Below are 18,382 nucleotides of genomic sequence, written 5' to 3' on the forward strand. Positions count from 1 at the left end.
CTCAACTTTAATCATTAAATACAATAATCTTATGAATCGGAAAATTACCCTGTCATTACTTTCCTTTATCTTCATCAGTCTGCTGTCAACGGCGCAGACCAAAGACCGTTGGACCATTCAGGACGATGGTTCCATCCGTTGGGACATCCGTAACGACATCCCGCACAGCGACCATCTGGAGATGAGCGGCCAGCAACTCTCCGTAGTCCTCCGTTACGGTGTGGACGCGCAGCAACGCTTCCATCTGAACCGTAGCCTCGTCTTCCCCATGCTCCGCATGCTGCCCAATAAGACTCAGAACAACCTGAAGCAACGTTTCGACCTCAATATCCCCGCCCTTGTCACCGTTGACGACCAGACCCTTCTGAACGAACAGGTGCGCGACATAACCTTCAACGGCCTGATGCGTGTAGAGAGCAGCTTCGGTTACATCCACCGGCGCAAGGAACTAAAGGATGCCGTGCAGCTGACCCGCTTGCTCTACCCTTCGGCCAATGCTGCCCGTTATTGCGAGGAGTACACCTTCAAGAACAGCAGCCCCAACCAGATTACGCTTCGTGTACCCGATTGGCACGTGGCCTATACCACCCCCTCGGAAGCCGGTGTATACGGTGCCTATTGCATCGAAGCCTCCCTTTCCAAGAAAGGGACTTTCGTCTTGAAGCCGGGCGAAACGCTTGAGTTCTTCGCCCTCTTTTCCGGCCGGAAGCTCTCGGATGCATTGCCGGATGCCTCGCCTGCATTGCCGGACACCTCACCTGCACAAGAGAATGCCGCCCTTTCGCATATCAATATCCAGGATGAGCGCACCGCCCGTGAAGCCCTCATCCGCCAGTGGTGGGATAAACTGGTGCTCGACACCCCCGACCCGGTGCTGAACCATATGTTCGCCTTTGCCAAGCTGCGTGGTGCCGAAAGTATCTACCGCACCAAAGGCGGACTGATGCACGGTCCCGGCGGCGAGGCCTATTATGCCGCTGTCTGGGCCAACGACCAGGCGGAATATATCAACCCCTTCTTCCCCTTCCTGGGCTACGAAACAGGCAACCAGTCCGCGCTGAACTCCTTCCGCCACTTCGCCCGCTACATGAATCCGGAATACCGTCCTATTCCAAGTTCCATCATCTCCGAGGGCGTCAGCTTTTGGCATGGCGCGAAGGATAGGGGAGACGGTGCCATGATTGCCTACGGTGCCGCCCGCTACGCCCTGGCTCGTGGCGACAAGGAAGAGGCGCGCGAACTGTGGCCCCTCATCGAGTGGTGCCTGGAGTATTGTCACCGCAAACTCACCCCGGCAGGAGTCGTCGCCTCCAATTCGGATGAACTGGAAAATCGTTTTCCGGCAGGCGACGCGAACCTCTGCACCTCGACGCTTTATTATGACGCCCTGCGTTCTGCCGTCATGCTGGGGCGCGAACTCGGTGTACCTGCCCGCCAACTGTCTGCCTATCAGCAGCAGGCCCGCAATCTGGAACGGGCGATAGAGCAGCACTTTGGTTATGAGATAGAAGGTTTCCACAGTTATCGCTATTATGAAGGCAATGACATTCTGCGTTCCTGGATTTGCATGCCACTCGTCACGGGCATCTACACCCGTGCCCAAGGCACCATCGATGCCCTCTTCTCACCCCGCCTCTGGACGGACGACGGACTGCTGACGCAAGCTGGTACCGAAACTTTCTGGGACCGTAGCACCCTCTATGCCCTGCGTGGCACCATTGCCGCCGGAGAAGTGGAGAAAGGCATGAGCTTCCTCAAGAAATATTCGCACCGCCGCCTGCTGGGCGACCATGTGCCTTATGCCATCGAAGCATGGCCGGAAGGTGACCAGCGCCATCTCTCCGCCGAAAGTGGGCTGTATTGCCGCATCTATACCGAAGGGCTTTTCGGCATCCGCCCCACAGGGCTGCGCAGCTTCGAGATGACACCCCGCCTGCCGCAGGGATGGGAGTACATGAATCTGAACCGTGTATGCGCTTTCAACTCCGAGTTTGATATCCGCGTGTCCCGTGCCGGGAAAAAACTGCATGTGGAAGTTCTGAAAGGAGGTAAGGCCGTGTTGAAGAAGAATATGACGGAAGGCACGACGGTGAAAGTGAGCCTGTAGTCTTTCGTTCTCTTCATTCAAATCAGTACAGAAATGAATTATTTCACCACAGATTACACAGATTAGCACAGATTTAATTTATTAATAATCAGAGATATCTTCCCTAATCTGTGTAAATCTGTGTAATCTGTGGTGCATCAAAGCCCATCGGAAATGTTCCATTATCCCATTCCTTTTCTTACTTTTGCATAGACAAATTATCCATACTGATGAAATCGAAAGCCTTACTAACTCTCTTCGTCTGCTTCTTGTCCGCCTTATGCGCATGGGCGGGGCATTCCAAATACTCCTTCTACTATAGCCAGAAACTCAACGAAGGAATCTCCCAACTCTCCATCATAACCATCTACCAGGACACCCGCGGCTACCTCTGGCTCGGCACCCGCAACGGCCTAAACCGCTACAACGGCAGCGCATACACCGTCTTCCACCACCACTCCGGCGACTCCCTCAGCCTGGCGGACAATGAAGTGAACGACATCTGTGAAGACCACTCAAACTACCTCTGGATTGCCACCAGTCACGGCCTAAGCCGCATGTGCCTCCGCACCGAACGTATTCGTAACTACTCCATCCCGGACGGACTTCCCAATGCAGGCATCCTCTCACTGATGGTCGATGCTTCCGGCAGGGTATGGATCGGTACCCGTAACGGTCTTTGCCGTTACCTTCCGGAGCAAGACCGCTTCGAAAGGGTGGAGTTTGCAGAAAACTTCAACGGCTCGGTCACTGCCCTGCTGGAAGATAAAGCCGGCAACTTCTGGGTGGGCACAGTGACGAACGGCGTATATCAGTGCAACAAGCAGATGCAGACAATCAACCATTACGACCGCCAGTCGGGTCTGCCGGACAACAGCGTTTCCACTCTTTACGAAGATTCCTATCACCGCATCTGGGTGGGTTGCCAGCAAGGCGGATTGAACCGGATTGATGCCCGGAACAATGAAATAACCTCTTATACCTCCGCCAATAGCGGTCTGAAGAACAACTACGTCCGCTGCCTTGCCGAGTGGGGCGGTGAGATGCTGATCGGTACCTTCGACGGCATCTATGCCTACGTGCCGCTCACCGACCAGATACACGAGGTAACCAGCTATGACGAACCCGGCCGCACCCTGGGACATTTCTCCGTCTACTCTTTCTGTCTGGACCATACCGGCACCTTATGGATTGGCACGTATGCGGGAGGTGTCACCTGGTTGAGTTCCCTCACCGACCGCTTCATCCATCATACGCCCGGCAAAGCGCTGAACCTGCAAACGGGCATCTACGGTTCAGCCTGTGTAGACCGGCAGAAACGTCTGTGGATAGCCACTGAAGGTTACGGACTGCTGCAATATGATATTGCCACGGGTGAAGCGGAGTTTTATTTGATTGACAAGACGAGCTATTCCGTCCACAACGCTAATGTAATCAAGACTGTATATGCCGAAGATGATTGCATCTGGTGCGGTACGGCATTGGGGGAGATCTATCGCTTCGACCTTGCAACCCGTCGCTTCACGCTGTTCTATAAATATCCGGTAGAGCTTGTCATATATGACATCGTGCGTGATGCGGACGGTAATTTGTGGGTAAGCAGTTCAAAAGGCGGATATACAATGACCTGTTTCACCCCTTCGGGCGAACGGAAGACGGAGTTCAGGGGACTAAAGGGAGAGAAGCTCTATTTCTCCTCCATCCGTTGTCTGGCAGAAGAAAGCCCCGGTGTGTTGTTGATAGGGATGCGTTCTGCAGGGCTTCATCGTTATGATACCCGTACCGGAGAACTGACGAACTTCAACTCTTCTCATCCGGAGCGGGAACGGCGGATACCGAGCAATTATATATCTTCCATATTACCCCTCAAGTCCGGTGATGTATGGGTGTCTACTTATGGAGGCGGCATCTTCCAGCTGGATAATCAGGGCGGCATACTTCGCTGGGTGACCGAGAAAGACGGATTGATGGGCGGAGACATCTGCAAATTGCTGGAGGGAGCGGACGGGAATCTCTGGATGAGTTCGTTGCAGGGCATATCCTCTTATTCACCGTCGACCGGAGAGATTAAGAACTTCCCGTTCAATAATGGCATCCAGTTGCGCGAGTTCACTTACCGGGGTGGGGTGGCTATGCCCGACGGTACACTGTGCTTTACCGGAAACGATGGTTTCATCACTTTCTACACACCGGATATGCCGATGAACCGCTTCGTGCCTCCGGTAGTGCTGGAAGAACTGTTAGTGAATAACCGTCCGGTGCAGGCGGACGACGGGACGGGCATACTGGATGGCCTGCTTAATGAAACAGCGTCCATCAGCCTGAAGTATAACCAGAACAATCTGTCGATAAGCTATAAAGCGCTGAACTTCATCAATCCGGAAATGAACCGGTATGCCTATAAACTGGAAGGTTATGATACCGACTGGAACAATGTGGGCGAACGTAGCACGGCTTACTACACCAACCTGCGTCCGGGCACCTATCTCTTCCGGGTGAAAGCATGCAATAACGATGGCGTGTGGAACGAAGAGGGAAAGACATTGAAGATAACCATTGCCCCGCCTTTATGGGCTACCTGGTATGCTTTCCTGCTTTATAGTCTGTTGCTGATAGGGCTGGTTTATGCGATACTCCATTATTTTAATGCCCGTCGGCGTTTGAGGGAGAGGCTGCGGATGGAGCAGAAAGAGAAACAGCAACAGGAGGAGTTCCATCAGGCAAAGATGCATCTGTTTACCAACTTCGCCCACGAGCTGCGCACACCGCTCACGCTGATTATCACCCCCTTTGAAGAGTTGATGAAGAGGCTTGATATGGGTGCGGAGCTGCGCGACAAGCTGGGAATCATTTATAAGAATGCGCAACGGCTTCTGCTGCTGGTCAATCAGTTGATGGATTTGCAGAAGAACCAGAGCGGCACGATAGAGCTGAAAGTCACGGAGAACAATGTCTATGAGTTTATCACAGAGATATATTGTGCCTTCAATCAGATAGCGCAGACCCACGAGATTACTTTGACGCTGGATTGTAAAGACCGGGAGTTCCGGGCCTGGTATGATAAAGTATTGCTTGAGAAAGTGGTGTTCAACCTGCTTTCCAATGCTTTTAAGTATACACCTGCGGGGAAGGATATAAGTATGTCGGTTCGGTGCATTTCTGCCGGAGAACTGGGGCAGGAGTATCGTAAAGAGGTGGCTCCCTCCGCCATGTATATGATGTTGCAAGTGGTGGACGCCGGTTGTGGCATACAGCCGCAGGAGCGTGATAAGGTCTTCATGCCTTTCTACCGGGTTCCCGAAACTTCGGGGGTGAATGTTCCGGGAACGGGTATCGGCCTCAGCCTGGTGCATTCCATTGTGCAGTTGCATAAAGGTGCCATTCGGATCGAAGATCGTGAAGACGGGCGGGAAGGTGCACGGTTCGTTGTTCTGCTTCCCGTCTCCCGTGAAGCCTTTACGGAGGAAGAGGCGGATTCCATGCCGATGGAAACGATTGGTGACACGGCATTTGCGCAACCGGTGGAAAAGCCGCAGGCAGCTGTTGTCGGAGAAATCGGTTCCAAGAAGCCCGTCATTCTTTTGGTGGAGGATGACAAGGATGTGCGGGATTACCTGCATAAGTCTCTGGAAAGCGACTACGAAATCATAGAAGCGGCAAATGGCGTGAAGGGATATGACAAGGCGGTGCAGTGTTTCCCGGATTTGGTGTTGAGTGACATTATGATGCCCAAGCGGAACGGGCTCGAACTCTGCTCTATGATTAAGAACGATATCCGCATCGGACATATTCCGGTGATACTGATGACCGCACGTTCTATGGTGGTGCATATAAAGGAAGGTTTCCAGGCAGGAGCGGATGATTATGTAATCAAGCCTTTCAGCATGGATGTGCTTCGCATCCGCATTCAGAGTTTGCTGCAATCGAGGGAACAGTTGAAGAAGTTGTATGGCAAGCGCTTCTCGCCCGAGGTGGTGGGAGTGAGTGTCAGCTCGGCAGACGAACGTTTCTCGCAGAAACTGTATGAGATTATCGAGAAAAACATCTCTGACCAGAATCTGGGCATAGAGATGCTTTGTGACCAGATTGGTATTAGCCGCGCCAATCTTTACCGTAAGATAAAAGCCATATCCGAACTTTCTCCTACCGAGCTGATACGTAATAAACGGTTGGAGGTGGCATTGCGTTATCTGAAGGAAACCAATATGAGTGTCTCGGAAGTGGCCACCCTGCTGGGATTCAACAGTCACTCTTATTTCTCCAATTCATTCAAGGCGTTCTATGGCTTTACCCCTACGGAATTTGTGCAGATGAATAGTGCGAATAAAGAGTAGGTGCTAAAAGTCACTCATTCCGGCTAATTCCGGACAAGAGGTTAGTGATATGCCTCTTTTGCTGACGGAGGCTTTTTCACCACAGAGGACACAGAGTTTTTATACTTATAATTCAGAGATAATTATAATCTCTGCGTCCTCTGTGTCCTCTGTGGTGAAAAGAATCATAACCGCAAAGAAAAGCACATTTCTCTTATTGCCCCCCCTCCCCATGAGATATTCCTTTTTTGTCTCAAACCGTTTTCTCCGATGTCTCAAAATGCTTTCTTCCTTCATTTTGAGACATTATTATAACTCTATGAGACACTATTGATAGCCCCCGGACAGGTGATGCCCTATCTTTGTGATGTGAAAAACAAGCAAAATTTAATCACTATGAGATATAAAAGTCGCAGCATCACAACAATCATGATACCGGTATTATTAGTGGCATCATTATTTGCATTCACTACTCAAACTACAGAGCAACCGGAAGGAACTCCATTGTTCATAACCGGTATCACTCCTTATAAATCCGGGATGATTGTATCTCAGAAAGGAGTCCGGAAAGTATCCATCTATTCATCGGACTATAAAGAACGCTTGCAAGAGTGGGAGTTGGACGAGATACCTACGGGAGTTACCACCGATGAAGACCGGATTTATGCAACGGTGGCAGGTGAACATAAGAACGGTGTTTACTTTCTTTCCGCTTCCGACCCTTCCAAAAAAGAATTTATAGAGACAGCATCCGGTGCCTGTGCTCCGCTGGTGAACAACGGCAACGGTAAACTATACGTTTGTAACCAATTCGCCGGTACTGTTTCCGAACTGGATAAGAACGGTTCGGCCGTATTGAGAACCGTGAAAGTGCTGCGTGAACCGAAATCGGCCGTATTGGATAAAGATGGTAAACATTTGTTTGTTACGAACTTCCTGCCGATGCAACGGGCTGATTTAGATACGGTGGCGGCTTGTGTATCAGTGATCGACGTCGAAAACTTCCGTAAGATAAAAGACATACAGTTGGCGAACGGAAGCAACGCCCTGCGTGGAATGTCGCTTTCCCCCGATGGCCGCTATCTGCTGATTACCCATAACCTGGGACGTTTCCAGGTTCCCACTTCCCAATTGCAACAAGGCTGGATGAACACCAGTGCCATAAGCATTGTGAACTTATCTACTCTCAACTTTGAGGGTGCAGTGTTGCTGGATGAGCCGGAACGGGGAGCTGCGGGCATTTGGGACGTGAAGTGTACGGATGATAAGATTGTAATCAGCCATTCCGGTACACATGAAGTCAGTGTGATAGATTATCCGGCATTCATCCGGAAGTTTGAGGCATACCCTCAGAAGGACGCTTTGGCGTATGACCTGCGTTTCTTGTACGGTCTTCGCAAACGCGTGGCTCTGGAAGGAAACGGACCTCGTTGCATGATGTTGAAAGATGGAATGGCAGTAGTGCCTACCTATTTCTCGGACACACTGAATATAGTAGATTTGAATACAACCGATGTTCAGGCCGTCGCTATGGTGAAGAACCGTACGGAGAGCTGGGTGCAACGGGGTGAGAAATACTTCAATGATGCGGAGCATTGTTTTCAGAACTGGCAGTCGTGCAACGGATGTCATCCGGGAGATGCGCGTATGGATGCCATGAACTGGGATCTGATGAATGATGGCATCGGCAATTCCAAGAACTGCAAGAGCCTGTTGCTCTCTCACGTCACACCGCCGTGCATGATTTCCGGAATCCGTGCTTCTGCCGAGCTGGCGGTTCGTGCGGGCTATAAGCTGATTCAGTTCACCGACTTGCCCGAAGAGTTTGCTGAATGTGTGGATGAATATCTGATTTCATTGAAACCTGTTCCCAGCCCTTATCTGGTGAATGGTGAGCTTTCCGAAAAGGCGAAGCGGGGACGTAAGGTCTTTGAGAAGTTCAATTGTGATGAATGCCATTCGGGCCCTTACTATACGGATATGCAGTTGCACCGTATCGGTGATGACATCGAGTTTGAGAAAGGATGGGACACCCCTACATTGTGTGAGGTGTGGCGTACGGCTCCCTACCTGTTCGACGGAAGAGCGGCTACGATGGAAGAAGTGTTCACGGTACATAAGCATGGCATTGAGAAAAAGATATCAGCCAAAGAAGCGGAAGAACTCGCGGAGTATGTGAACTCATTATAATAATGAAGAGGAAAAGACCATGATTACACACGAAAATATAGAAATCATTCACCGTTTCTTTCAGGTGGTTCAAGCCCCTTTCGAGGAGATGCTGACGAACTTGCTGGCAGACTACAAGTCGGTTTATACCCCTGTACGTATGGTGATATTCGGTGCGCCGGTAGGTAATGAAGAGTACGTAGTGCGCTTTGCCCGCATCAGGGAGGCGGTGAAGGAATCGTTTGGAGACAACGGCCCTTTGGTAAGCTATGTGGCGCAACCTCCCCAGACAATGGGACTGACGATGGAAGTGCACGAAGTATTGCTGACCGGACTGGACCGGATTGAATACCGGAGCCGGGAAGGAATGCCGTATATCACCATTGAAAGGGAAGGATGCAAGCGCTTGTTTCTGAGTGGCGTGACGGGAGATGTGCTCCGCCAGAACATCCGCGAGCAGTCTCACGAGGTTTTCTCAAAGATAGCCGGAGTACTGGAAGCGGAAAATATGCCGGTTTCTACCATTATACGCCAGTGGAATTATATCGAGAAGATAACGGCCTATGATGCAACCGGTCATCAGCACTATCAGGACTTCAATGATGCCCGTTCCCTGTTTTATCATGGGGTGGAGTGGGCAACAGGTTATCCGGCAGCTACCGGTATCGGTACGCAATGGGGAGGCATCATGATTGATTTGGATGCGTTGCTCTGCAAAGACAGGAGCGTTCAGGTGCACGGGGTGGATAATCCCCTGCAGGTTGCCGCCCACGCTTATTCTCAGGAAGTGTTGCTGGGAGAGGCCGACAAGGCACTGCTGCATAAGACGACTCCCAAGTTCGAGCGTGCCAAAGCTGTATGGAAAGAAGACCACGGCTTTATCTACGTCTCCGGCACGGCGGCCATCCGTGGCGAGCAAAGCCTGGAAGGAGTCGGGATAGAGAAACAAACGCTGGCAACGCTTGAGAATATCGAATATCTGGTATCGCGTGACAACCTCAACCGCTCCGGTATTCCTGCAACGGGAGATGCCACACTCATCACCTTCCGGGTTTACGTGAAGCATTGGGAAGACATGGAAGTGGCGAAACGGACCGTGACGGAACGATATCCGGACTTGCCTGCCATTTATACTCTGACCGACGTGTGCCGTTCGGAACTGCTGATAGAGATAGAGGGGATGGGCATTCTCTGTTGAGACTGATTATTAACCATTAAAATAGAGTGAACATATGAAATTAAAAGAAGTATTAACCTTGGCATTAATTGCCTTCTGCGGCGTAGGGATTGCCTCCTGCACGGCAGAAACTAAAAAAACAGAACAAGTTATGACACAGGAAAAGACTGCGTATCAGAAGAAGTACACGAATGCTGACTTCTACAAAGATGGTAAGTTTGACCAGGAAGCTGCTAAGAAAGCATTCCTCGACATGTTTGATTTTTATGGTGTGCCCTACACTCCGTTGATGGAGAAGGATATCTGGTTTACGGATTTCGGTCTGGGTGATTTTGAGAATGTAGGTATGGGTGGTATTTTCTGGGTGAACGATCCCGAATACGGCTATTTCGCACATGCCATTTATCTGTTGCCGGGACAGATGATTCCGGAACATGCTCATGTGAAGACTAACTTCCCCGCTAAGCACGAATCGTGGATGGTAGAACACGGATGGGTGTATAACTTCTCCGAAATAGGTGACGAAACTCCGAATGCTCCCGCTATTCCGGAATCCCACGGCCCCATCAAGAGCAAGAATTTCGTGAAACAGAATGTAGGTGATGTTCTTCGCCTGAAAGAATTGGAAACTTTCCACTTCATGATGGCGGGTCCCGAAGGAGCCATTGTTGATGAATGGGCTTGCTACCATGACAACGACGGTCTGCGTTTCACCAACGGACAAGCAGCTTTGTAAAACCTGAATATATTGAATACCATGAGAAAGATAAATCATTTTGGAGTGCCCACCACCACACCGCAACCCGGTGAAGTGTATGCCGAAGGCTTGAAAGTATGGCTGACCAATTTCAACGAAAGCCCCAACAAGATAGAATACCTGCGCTTTGAGGAAGGAAGCTGGATGCCGGAACTGATTCAGAAAGTGGCTCACATTGCCTACGAAGTAGATGACCTGGAAGCTGAGCTGAAAGGCGCGAAGGTGTTGGTGGAACCGATGCCGGGCGGAGAGAATCTGACGATTGCCTTTATCGAAGAAGAAGGCATTGCCCTGGAATTAATGCAGTTTGATAAATAACTAAAAAAGGAAAGAAAACATGATGAATAAATTCATAAACGATCCGGATAACCTGACAGCGGAATTGCTGGAAGGATATGCGATGGCTTATAGCAATCAGGTAGCTATTGGCGGAGAAAATATAATTGTGCGTGCCCATGCAAAGGCAGAAGATAAAGTTGCTGTTATCACTTTGGGCGGTTCCGGCCACGAACCTGCATTAAGTGGTTTTGTAGGCGACGGTATGTTGGACTGTTCCGTGGTTGGTGATATCTTCGCTGCTCCGGGAGCCCAGCGTTTGTTCCAGGCTTTGCAGATGTTCAAGCGTGAAGCCGGTATTCTGTTGGTTGTGCTGAATCACTCCGGTGACGTGATGAGTGCGAATATGGCATGCCAGTTGGCGGAACGCACAGGCATCAAGGTGAAGACGATTCTGACCCACGATGATATCAGTGCCGGACTGGATGTGCCGGATGACGACCGTCGTGGCCTGGCAGGTTGTGTTCCTTTGATTAAGATTGTAGGTGCAGCTGCCGAAGAAGGCAAATCCCTGGATGAAATTATTGAAATCGGCGAACGCTTCAATGCGAGACTGGCTACGCTGGCTGTCGCAATGAAATCCTGCACTCATCCGCAAAACGGCATGACCATCTCCGATCTTCCCGATGGTGAAATCGAAATCGGTATGGGACAGCATGGCGAAGGCGGTGGTGGTCGCAAACAACTGGTTTCCGCCGATGATACGGCCGAAGAAATGATAGGGCTGCTGATGAAGAAACTGCAACCGAAAGCCGGAAACAAGGCTTTGCTCATTATCAATGGTGTAGGTGCAACCACGCACATGGAGATGAATATCGTCTATCGCAAAGCTCATCAGGTTCTTGAAAATGCAGGCATTGAAGTTGCTTCCGCCCGTATCGGCGAGTTGCTGACTGTTCAGGAACAGGCCGGTTTCCAGATGATTCTCGGTTTGCTGGATGATGACCATGTAGACTATCTGAACAATAGAATGTCGAACGCTCCTTATTGGACGACTATCGGTAAATAAAAAATGGATAAACTGACAATAGATGATTTTAAGAAAATGCTCCGTAATGCACTGATGTGCATTACGGAACGTTCCGACGAGTTCTCAAAGCTGGATGCGGTGCTGGGCGATGGCGATCATGGTACGGCTATCGTACAATCCATGTCCGCCCTTGTAGCGACGGCTGATAAGGGAACTGAATTCAAGTCCATGCTGAATGATATGAGTTTCAATCTGATGCTCGAAATCAGTGGCTCCACAAGTACTTTGCTGGGAGGTTTCTTCCTCGGTATGAGCGATCATGCGGCAGGTACCGAACTGGATGCCGCAGGCGTGAAAGCTATGTTTGCAGGCGGACTCGAAGGTGTGAGAAAACAGACGAAAGCAAAACAGGGAGATAAAACAATGATGGATGCCCTGATTCCGGCAGTAGAGGCGATTCAGGCATGCGATTCCACAGATGTGAAAACCATCCTGACGGCAGGTGCCGAAGCTGCTGTGAAAGGTGCCGAAGCTACTAAAGACATGAAGGCAAATTTCGGACGGGCCCGCAACTACGGTGAACGTTCCATTGGTTATGCCGACTCCGGAGCATCTTCCTGGTCGTGCATGTTCGATGCATTTGCAAAGGCGCTATGATTCGGTAGCTTGTCGGACAGGTATGCAGCAGTCACCTGCATGGTAAATGAAGTTATGAACAATATTAATATAAGTAAAAAGAAATGGCTGATTTAGATGATTTGAGAGAAGGCAGTAACTTTGGTTTAGGCGTTGTCTCTTCTAATAATAATTTTCATGTAAAAGGCGCGGAGAACCTTCCGTGGGGTATGAAAGACCGCTTGTCGCGTATCTTCAACCCGAAAACAGGCCGTACAGTGATGCTGGCATTCGATCACGGCTTTATTATGGGACCTACGTCCGGACTGGAACGTATTGATTTGAATATCGTTCCGCTGATTGAGTATGCCGATTGTCTGATGTGTACGCGTGGCATTCTCCGCACAATGATACCTCCCACAACAAACAAACCCATCTGTCTCCGTTCCGATGCGGGCACTTCCATCCTGACAGAACTGAATGACAATGTTCTGATAGACGTTGAAGACGCCATTCGCATGAACGTTTCGGCTATGGCCGTGATGCTTTCCATCGGCGATGCTGCCCACGAAGCGAAGACGGTTGCCAATCTCTATAAGGCTGTCGATAAAGGTGCCCGCTATGGAATTCCGGTGATGGGTGTGACGGCTGTGGGCAAGGATATGGCGCGTGATGCACGTTATTTTGGTCTGGCTTCGCGCATTGCTGCCGAGAATGGCGCCAATATCGTGAAAACCTATTATTGCGATGGTTTTGAGAATGTAGTGGCAGCTTGTCCTGTTCCTGTGGTGATTGCAGGCGGAAAGAAACTTCCCGAACTGGAAGCATTGGAATTGTGCTACAAAGCTATCAGCGAAGGTGCTGCCGGCGTGGATATGGGACGTAACGTATTCCAGTCCGAAGCTCCCGCTGCCATGATACAGGCTGTTCATGCAGTGGTGCATGATGGGTTGAAGCCTGAGCAGGCGCTTGAGCTGTTCAATGAACTGAAGAATAAGTAATATCGACAATAAAAAAGAATGATGAGGATTTATATCATTATTGGGGTCATTCTTTCCATGACATTCCGGGTGGCGGCACAAGATAAACTCTTGGTTGCCGGCTCTGGAAATCCGGATATTCTGCTGGTAGACAAACAAACCGGCAAAGTGGAGTGGAAACATGCTTTAGAAAAGGGAGAAGAATGTAATACGGTTGCTCTGACACGTAAAGGAGAAGTGCTGTATTCCTATAAACGGGGTGCCAAACTCGTGACCTGGGACCATCAGGTGGTTTGGGATTATCAAACACCGGACAAAACAGAATTGCAATCAGCTACCTTGTTGCGTAACGGAGGCGTATTACTTGGAATATGCGGTAATCCCGCCCGATTCATCGAACTGGATAAGAACGGGAAAGAAGTGAACGAAGTGCTTCTGGACTTGGATGTGGAAAGACCCCACAACCAGTTCCGCCAGGTGTTTCAGCTCAGGAATAAGAATTATCTGATACCGGTGATGGCGAAACAGAAAGTGCTGGAAGTAACCCGTAAAGGGAAAGTGGTGGCGGAACATCAGATTGACGGCAAAGCCTTTTCGTCACTCGAACTGAAAGATGGAAATTTGCTGTTGCCTTGCGGAGACGGGCATTATTATATGGTGATTGACCGTCGGACAGGAAAGGAACTGAAGAGGACGAATGCCGGTGATATACCGGGAGTGTCCTTGTTGTTTGTCGGGCAGATATTACAGTTGGAAAATCAGAACTTATTGATTTGTAATTGGTACGGACATACGAAAGACGCTACAGTGGACGAACCTCAGTTGATAGAAGTGGATAAGGACGGCAAAGTGGTATGGCGCTTGCATGACAAGAAGAATGTAGGTAAGATATCTACTGCCTGTTATTTGAAAGATTTCCGGTTACCGGACTTGAAATAGGAGATTAACTTTAGAACAAAGTATTATGAATAAGAAATTATTAGTAATGTCGGTATGCATTGCTTTATCGCTCCCTGGCATGGCACAGCGGAGGGCAAGTGCAAAGGTGAAAGCGCCTGCTACGTGGGCGGAAAGCATTGCTGCGGCTAAGAATCAGGCCTATGCGGAGATGCAGAAGACTTGTTTGCCCGTTGCATCGAAGGTGATTAAGGCAAAGGAGGCGGCAGTACCTTTTTCGGCTGACGTGACCGGACTGGATGAGATGGTACTCTATACCTGGGGCACTGTGGACGGTACGGGAGACGACCAGGCTGTATGGGCGAATGCCAAACTGACGGCAGCAGACGGTTCATCTGTCTGGCTGAATGATTTAAGAGATACATTCAAAAAGACTGGCAGCGGTGGCTTGCGTTTCAATGAGAATGCCAAGGGACAAAATGTTGTCATGAAGGGCAAAACCTACAAACGCACGATTATGGCAAATGCCAACGCACAGATTGTTGTGCCTTTGGATAAGAAATATGTCCGTTTCGAGGCAGAGATTGGGTTGGAGAACCGTTCTTCCGCAGGTACGGTGATTTTCCGTTTGCAAGGCATTACGGGTTCTGAAGCCGCTGCGGATATCGTGAAGAAATATCAGGCGGAAGCCACGGCATTCCTGCCTTTCGGTGGAAGCGATATGAAGGCATTGGTTACAACCTATGATGCCAGCATTGAGAAGCATATCGTAACCGAAGTGACAAACTTGCTGAATGATAAAACCTACTTCACCGCGCAGATAGCCCAGATAGCTTCGAAACCGACGTTGGATGAACAAGTTATCGGTTATCTGAACCTGGCGCAGGATGCAATGAAAGTGTATCGCTTGCAGGAATCTCTGAGCTGGCTCAATATGCGTGCCATCGAAGAGGCTTATAAAGATATGGCCCAGGATGCCGGTTATGATAAGAATACGAATCAGGCAAGACTTGCCGAACTGAAACTGTTGACCGGAAAAGGTTTTTCCGGAATTTATAAGAATGACGCGTCGGCCATAGAAGCAGCTAACAAGGCTTTGCGGCTGAAACGTGATATCTTGCTGGCAAACACTGCCCTGGACATGGACAAGATTATTGTCGGCCGTTATAAAATAGGTACTTCCGCCCGTCAGGTGAATCCGCGTGCCCTGGGTACTCAAAACAATAACTGGTCTAACCAGACTTCCGCTTCCCGTGGTGGTTTCAATGCGGAAATTGCAGAATTGACCAATCTGCGCGGAGATGTTCAGAGCCGGACTATTTTTAAGCCGACCAACGGCTCTTCTGTTCCCGACCTGAAACTTCATTGGGATGCCGAGCGCCTCATGTTCTCTATGGTAGACACTGACCGCCGCTGGCAGGTGTTTGAAGTGAAACTGGATGGTACCGGTCTGAAGAAGTTGATTGAGACACCGGAGAAAGACCTGGAATTCTTTGACGCCACCTATTTGCCCTCCGGCAAGATTATCGCCGTTTCCAATATCGGCTATAACGGTGTGCCCTGTGTGAATGGTAACGATGAAGTGGGTAATATGTGTTTGTATGACCCGAAGGATGGCTCATTGCGCCGTCTTACCTTCGACCAGGATGCCAACTGGGCACCTACGGTAATGAATAACGGCCGCATCATGTATACCCGCTGGGAATATACCGACCTGACTCATTACTTCTCCCGCTTTGTGATGCACATGAATCCGGACGGAACCGAACAGAAATCCCTGTACGGTAGCGGTTCTTACTTCCCGAACAGTACGTTCGATGCCAAGCCTTTGCCCGGTGGTTCTTCACAGTTTATCGGTGTGATTTCCGGTCACCACGGAGTAACCCGTTCCGGACGTCTGATGCTGTTTGATCCTTCAAAGAGCCGTAAATCAGAGAAAGGTATGTTGCAGGAATTGCCTTTCCGCGACCGTAAGATTGAGCCGATTGTAAAAGACCGGTTGGTAGACGGTGTATGGCCTCAGTTTATCAAGCCCTATCCGCTGACTGATAAATATTTCCTCGTTACGGCAAAATTGAACGAAAGTGCTCTGTGGGGTATCTATCTGATAGACGTCTACGATAACCTGACGCTTATTGCCGAATTCGAAGGAGAAGGTCTCATTTGTCCTACTCCGGTGGTGAAACGTCCTGTTCCTCCGATAATTCCGGAGAAAATAAAGCCGGGAAGCAAAGAAGCTACCGTATTTATTCAGGATATCTATGAGGGTGAAGGTCTGCAAGGTGTGCCTCGTGGTACAGTGAAAGCATTCCGTGTGCTTGCTTATGAATATGCTTATAATAAGACTCCGTCCGACCATTGGGCACAGGGTGTTCAGAGTGGTTGGGATATCAAACGCCTGTTGGGTACGGTGCCTGTTGAAGAGGACGGTTCCGCTATCTTCACGATTCCTGCTAATACGCCTATTTCGTTGCAACCGTTGGATTCTGAAGGACGTGCCATTCAGTGGATGCGTAGCTGGCTGACAGGTATGCCGGGTGAAACCGTTTCTTGTGTCGGTTGCCACGAAGACCAGAATCAGCTTCCCATCCCGAAACGTGTGAAAGCCTCGGCAATGGCTCCCCATGCCATCACGAAGCCGGAAGGCGGAGTACGCTCTTTCACTTTTGATTTGGAAGTACAGCCGGTGCTCGACCGTGCTTGTATTGCTTGCCATGATGGTTCTAACAAGTTGGCCGACTTTACCGGTGGTAAAATCGACAAGTTCTCCGGATTTGGAGTCAGCTATTTGAATCTGCATCCTTACGTATACCGTCAGGGTCCTGAAGCAGAAATCGAAGTACTTGATCCGTATGAATATCATGCTTCTGTAAGTCCGCTGATTAAAATATTGAAGACCGGACATCATGGAGTGGAACTGACGGATAAGGAATGGCAGGCCCTTTACAACTGGATTGACTTCAACGCTCCTTATCACGGCAAGTTCAATGCCAACGAATTCAAGGGAGTGGAACAGATCAGCCGCCGCACGGAACTGACAGAGAAATATGCAGGTTCCGGTGTAGATTGGCAAGCTGAAATCCGTTCGTATGCCAAATATCTGGAAGGTCAGGGAAAAACTGCTCCGGTGAAGCCTGAGAAAAAGGAATATAAAGATAAGGAAGTGAAAGTGAAAGGCTGGCCGTTTGATAACTCCGCTGCGCAGGCTATGCTTGCTAAAGAAGGAGATACCAAGATGAGCATCGAACTGGCTCCGGGCATAAAGATGAACTTTGTCCGCATTCCCGCAGGTTCGTTTGTGATGGGTAGCAACAGAGGACATTCCGACTATTCGCCTGCTCACAAGCAGGTAGTGAAGAAAGCTTTCTGGATGGGTGAAATAGAGGTAAGCAACGAGCAGTTCCGCACTCTCTTCCCCGAACATGACAGCCGCTTCATCCGTCAGTTGTGGAAAGACCACGTACATCAGGGCTATCCTGCCAATAATCCGGAACAGCCTGCCATACGTGTAAGTTGGGAAGAAGCAATGGCATTCTGCCGGAAGTTGAGTGAAAAGACCGGTATGAAGATTACCCTGCCTACCGAAGTACAGTGGGAATGGGCTTGCCGTGCCGGTAGCGACAGTGAGTTCTGGTATGGTTCTTTAAACACAGATTTTGGTAAGTTCGAGAACTTGGCAGATAAACATCTAAATCAGATGGCTGTTCGTGGTGTAAATCCGATGCCGATGCGTGAGAATGATGCTTGGTATAAGTACTATACTTATCAGCCTAAAGAGAATGGTGTGGATGACGGCAATATGTTGATGGTGAAAGGCGGTGGCTACCAGGCCAATCCGTGGGGATTGTATGATATGCAAGGTAACGTTGCCGAGTGGACTTCTTCTGATTACTGTCCTTATCCTTACAATGAGAAGGCGCAGGGTGCCGGTACGGAAAAAGTAGTCAGAGGAGGTTCGTGGAACGACCATCCGAAGACATCTACTGCATATTATCGCCGGGCTTACTTGCCTTGGCAAAAAGTATATAATGTAGGTTTCCGTGTGATTATCGAAGATTAGAGAACAAGCTACAAGCTAAGAC

11 protein-coding genes are annotated in these 18,382 nt (G+C 49.7%); all 11 read left to right on the forward strand.

Annotated elements, in window-relative coordinates; genetic code table 11:
- The first annotated feature begins 31 nt into the window (after window positions 1-31).
- The 11 genes from BUC01_RS05020 (at window position 32) to BUC01_RS05070 (ending at window position 18,360) form a co-directional block, all read left to right on the forward strand.
- On the forward strand, window positions 32-2,107 hold the full coding sequence (locus BUC01_RS05020; RefSeq protein WP_025833681.1) for a glucosidase family protein: 2,076 nt from the start codon (window positions 32-34) through the stop codon (window positions 2,105-2,107).
- 209 nt (window positions 2,108-2,316) lie between these two features.
- Complete coding sequence (locus tag BUC01_RS05025) at window positions 2,317-6,420, forward strand: hybrid sensor histidine kinase/response regulator transcription factor (RefSeq protein ID WP_073312904.1); 4,104 nt, start codon at window positions 2,317-2,319, stop codon at window positions 6,418-6,420.
- 330 nt (window positions 6,421-6,750) lie between these two features.
- A complete protein-coding gene (locus BUC01_RS05030) occupies window positions 6,751-8,589 on the forward strand; it encodes a YVTN family beta-propeller repeat-containing protein (RefSeq protein ID WP_073312906.1) in 1,839 nt (612 codons plus the stop codon).
- Between the two features lie 19 nt (window positions 8,590-8,608).
- The gene (locus tag BUC01_RS05035) at window positions 8,609-9,766 is read left to right on the forward strand and encodes a chorismate transformation FkbO/Hyg5 family protein (protein WP_025833682.1); all 1,158 of its coding nucleotides are present in this window, start codon (window positions 8,609-8,611) and stop codon (window positions 9,764-9,766) included.
- A gap of 34 nt (window positions 9,767-9,800) precedes the next feature.
- The gene (locus BUC01_RS05040) at window positions 9,801-10,481 is read left to right on the forward strand and encodes a cupin domain-containing protein (RefSeq protein ID WP_025833684.1); all 681 of its coding nucleotides are present in this window, start codon (window positions 9,801-9,803) and stop codon (window positions 10,479-10,481) included.
- A 21-nt stretch (window positions 10,482-10,502) separates the two neighbouring features.
- Window positions 10,503-10,820: a VOC family protein gene (locus BUC01_RS05045; RefSeq protein ID WP_025833687.1), complete on the forward strand. Its 318-nt coding sequence runs from the start codon at window positions 10,503-10,505 to the stop codon at window positions 10,818-10,820.
- A gap of 19 nt (window positions 10,821-10,839) precedes the next feature.
- Window positions 10,840-11,847, forward strand: coding sequence for a dihydroxyacetone kinase subunit DhaK (locus BUC01_RS05050; protein WP_025833689.1), 1,008 nt, complete (start codon window positions 10,840-10,842; stop codon window positions 11,845-11,847).
- Between the two features lie 3 nt (window positions 11,848-11,850).
- Complete coding sequence (locus BUC01_RS05055) at window positions 11,851-12,465, forward strand: DAK2 domain-containing protein (protein ID WP_025833691.1); 615 nt, start codon at window positions 11,851-11,853, stop codon at window positions 12,463-12,465.
- Window positions 12,466-12,548: 83 nt separating this feature from the next.
- The gene (lsrF, locus tag BUC01_RS05060) at window positions 12,549-13,424 is read left to right on the forward strand and encodes a 3-hydroxy-5-phosphonooxypentane-2,4-dione thiolase (RefSeq protein ID WP_025833692.1); all 876 of its coding nucleotides are present in this window, start codon (window positions 12,549-12,551) and stop codon (window positions 13,422-13,424) included.
- Between the two features lie 21 nt (window positions 13,425-13,445).
- Window positions 13,446-14,342: a beta-propeller domain-containing protein gene (locus BUC01_RS05065; RefSeq protein WP_025833693.1), complete on the forward strand. Its 897-nt coding sequence runs from the start codon at window positions 13,446-13,448 to the stop codon at window positions 14,340-14,342.
- Window positions 14,343-14,367: 25 nt separating this feature from the next.
- Window positions 14,368-18,360, forward strand: coding sequence for an SUMF1/EgtB/PvdO family nonheme iron enzyme (locus BUC01_RS05070; RefSeq protein ID WP_073312908.1), 3,993 nt, complete (start codon window positions 14,368-14,370; stop codon window positions 18,358-18,360).
- Window positions 18,361-18,382 lie beyond the last annotated feature (22 nt).

The organism is Bacteroides stercorirosoris (genome assembly GCF_900142015.1).
GTDB lineage: Bacteria > Bacteroidota > Bacteroidia > Bacteroidales > Bacteroidaceae > Bacteroides > Bacteroides stercorirosoris.

Bases quoted from the DNA above. Each gene is read 5' to 3' on its own strand.
- BUC01_RS05020 (WP_025833681.1), top strand. From the start codon at position 32: ATGAATCGGAAAATTACCCTGTCATTACTTTCCTTTATCTTCATCAGT.
- BUC01_RS05025 (WP_073312904.1), top strand. From the start codon at position 2,317: ATGAAATCGAAAGCCTTACTAACTCTCTTCGTCTGCTTCTTGTCCGCC.
- BUC01_RS05030 (WP_073312906.1), top strand. From the start codon at position 6,751: ATGCCCTATCTTTGTGATGTGAAAAACAAGCAAAATTTAATCACTATG.
- BUC01_RS05035 (WP_025833682.1), top strand. From the start codon at position 8,609: ATGATTACACACGAAAATATAGAAATCATTCACCGTTTCTTTCAGGTG.
- BUC01_RS05040 (WP_025833684.1), top strand. From the start codon at position 9,801: ATGAAATTAAAAGAAGTATTAACCTTGGCATTAATTGCCTTCTGCGGC.
- BUC01_RS05045 (WP_025833687.1), top strand. From the start codon at position 10,503: ATGAGAAAGATAAATCATTTTGGAGTGCCCACCACCACACCGCAACCC.
- BUC01_RS05050 (WP_025833689.1), top strand. From the start codon at position 10,840: ATGATGAATAAATTCATAAACGATCCGGATAACCTGACAGCGGAATTG.
- BUC01_RS05055 (WP_025833691.1), top strand. From the start codon at position 11,851: ATGGATAAACTGACAATAGATGATTTTAAGAAAATGCTCCGTAATGCA.
- lsrF (WP_025833692.1), top strand. From the start codon at position 12,549: ATGGCTGATTTAGATGATTTGAGAGAAGGCAGTAACTTTGGTTTAGGC.
- BUC01_RS05065 (WP_025833693.1), top strand. From the start codon at position 13,446: ATGAGGATTTATATCATTATTGGGGTCATTCTTTCCATGACATTCCGG.
- BUC01_RS05070 (WP_073312908.1), top strand. From the start codon at position 14,368: ATGAATAAGAAATTATTAGTAATGTCGGTATGCATTGCTTTATCGCTC.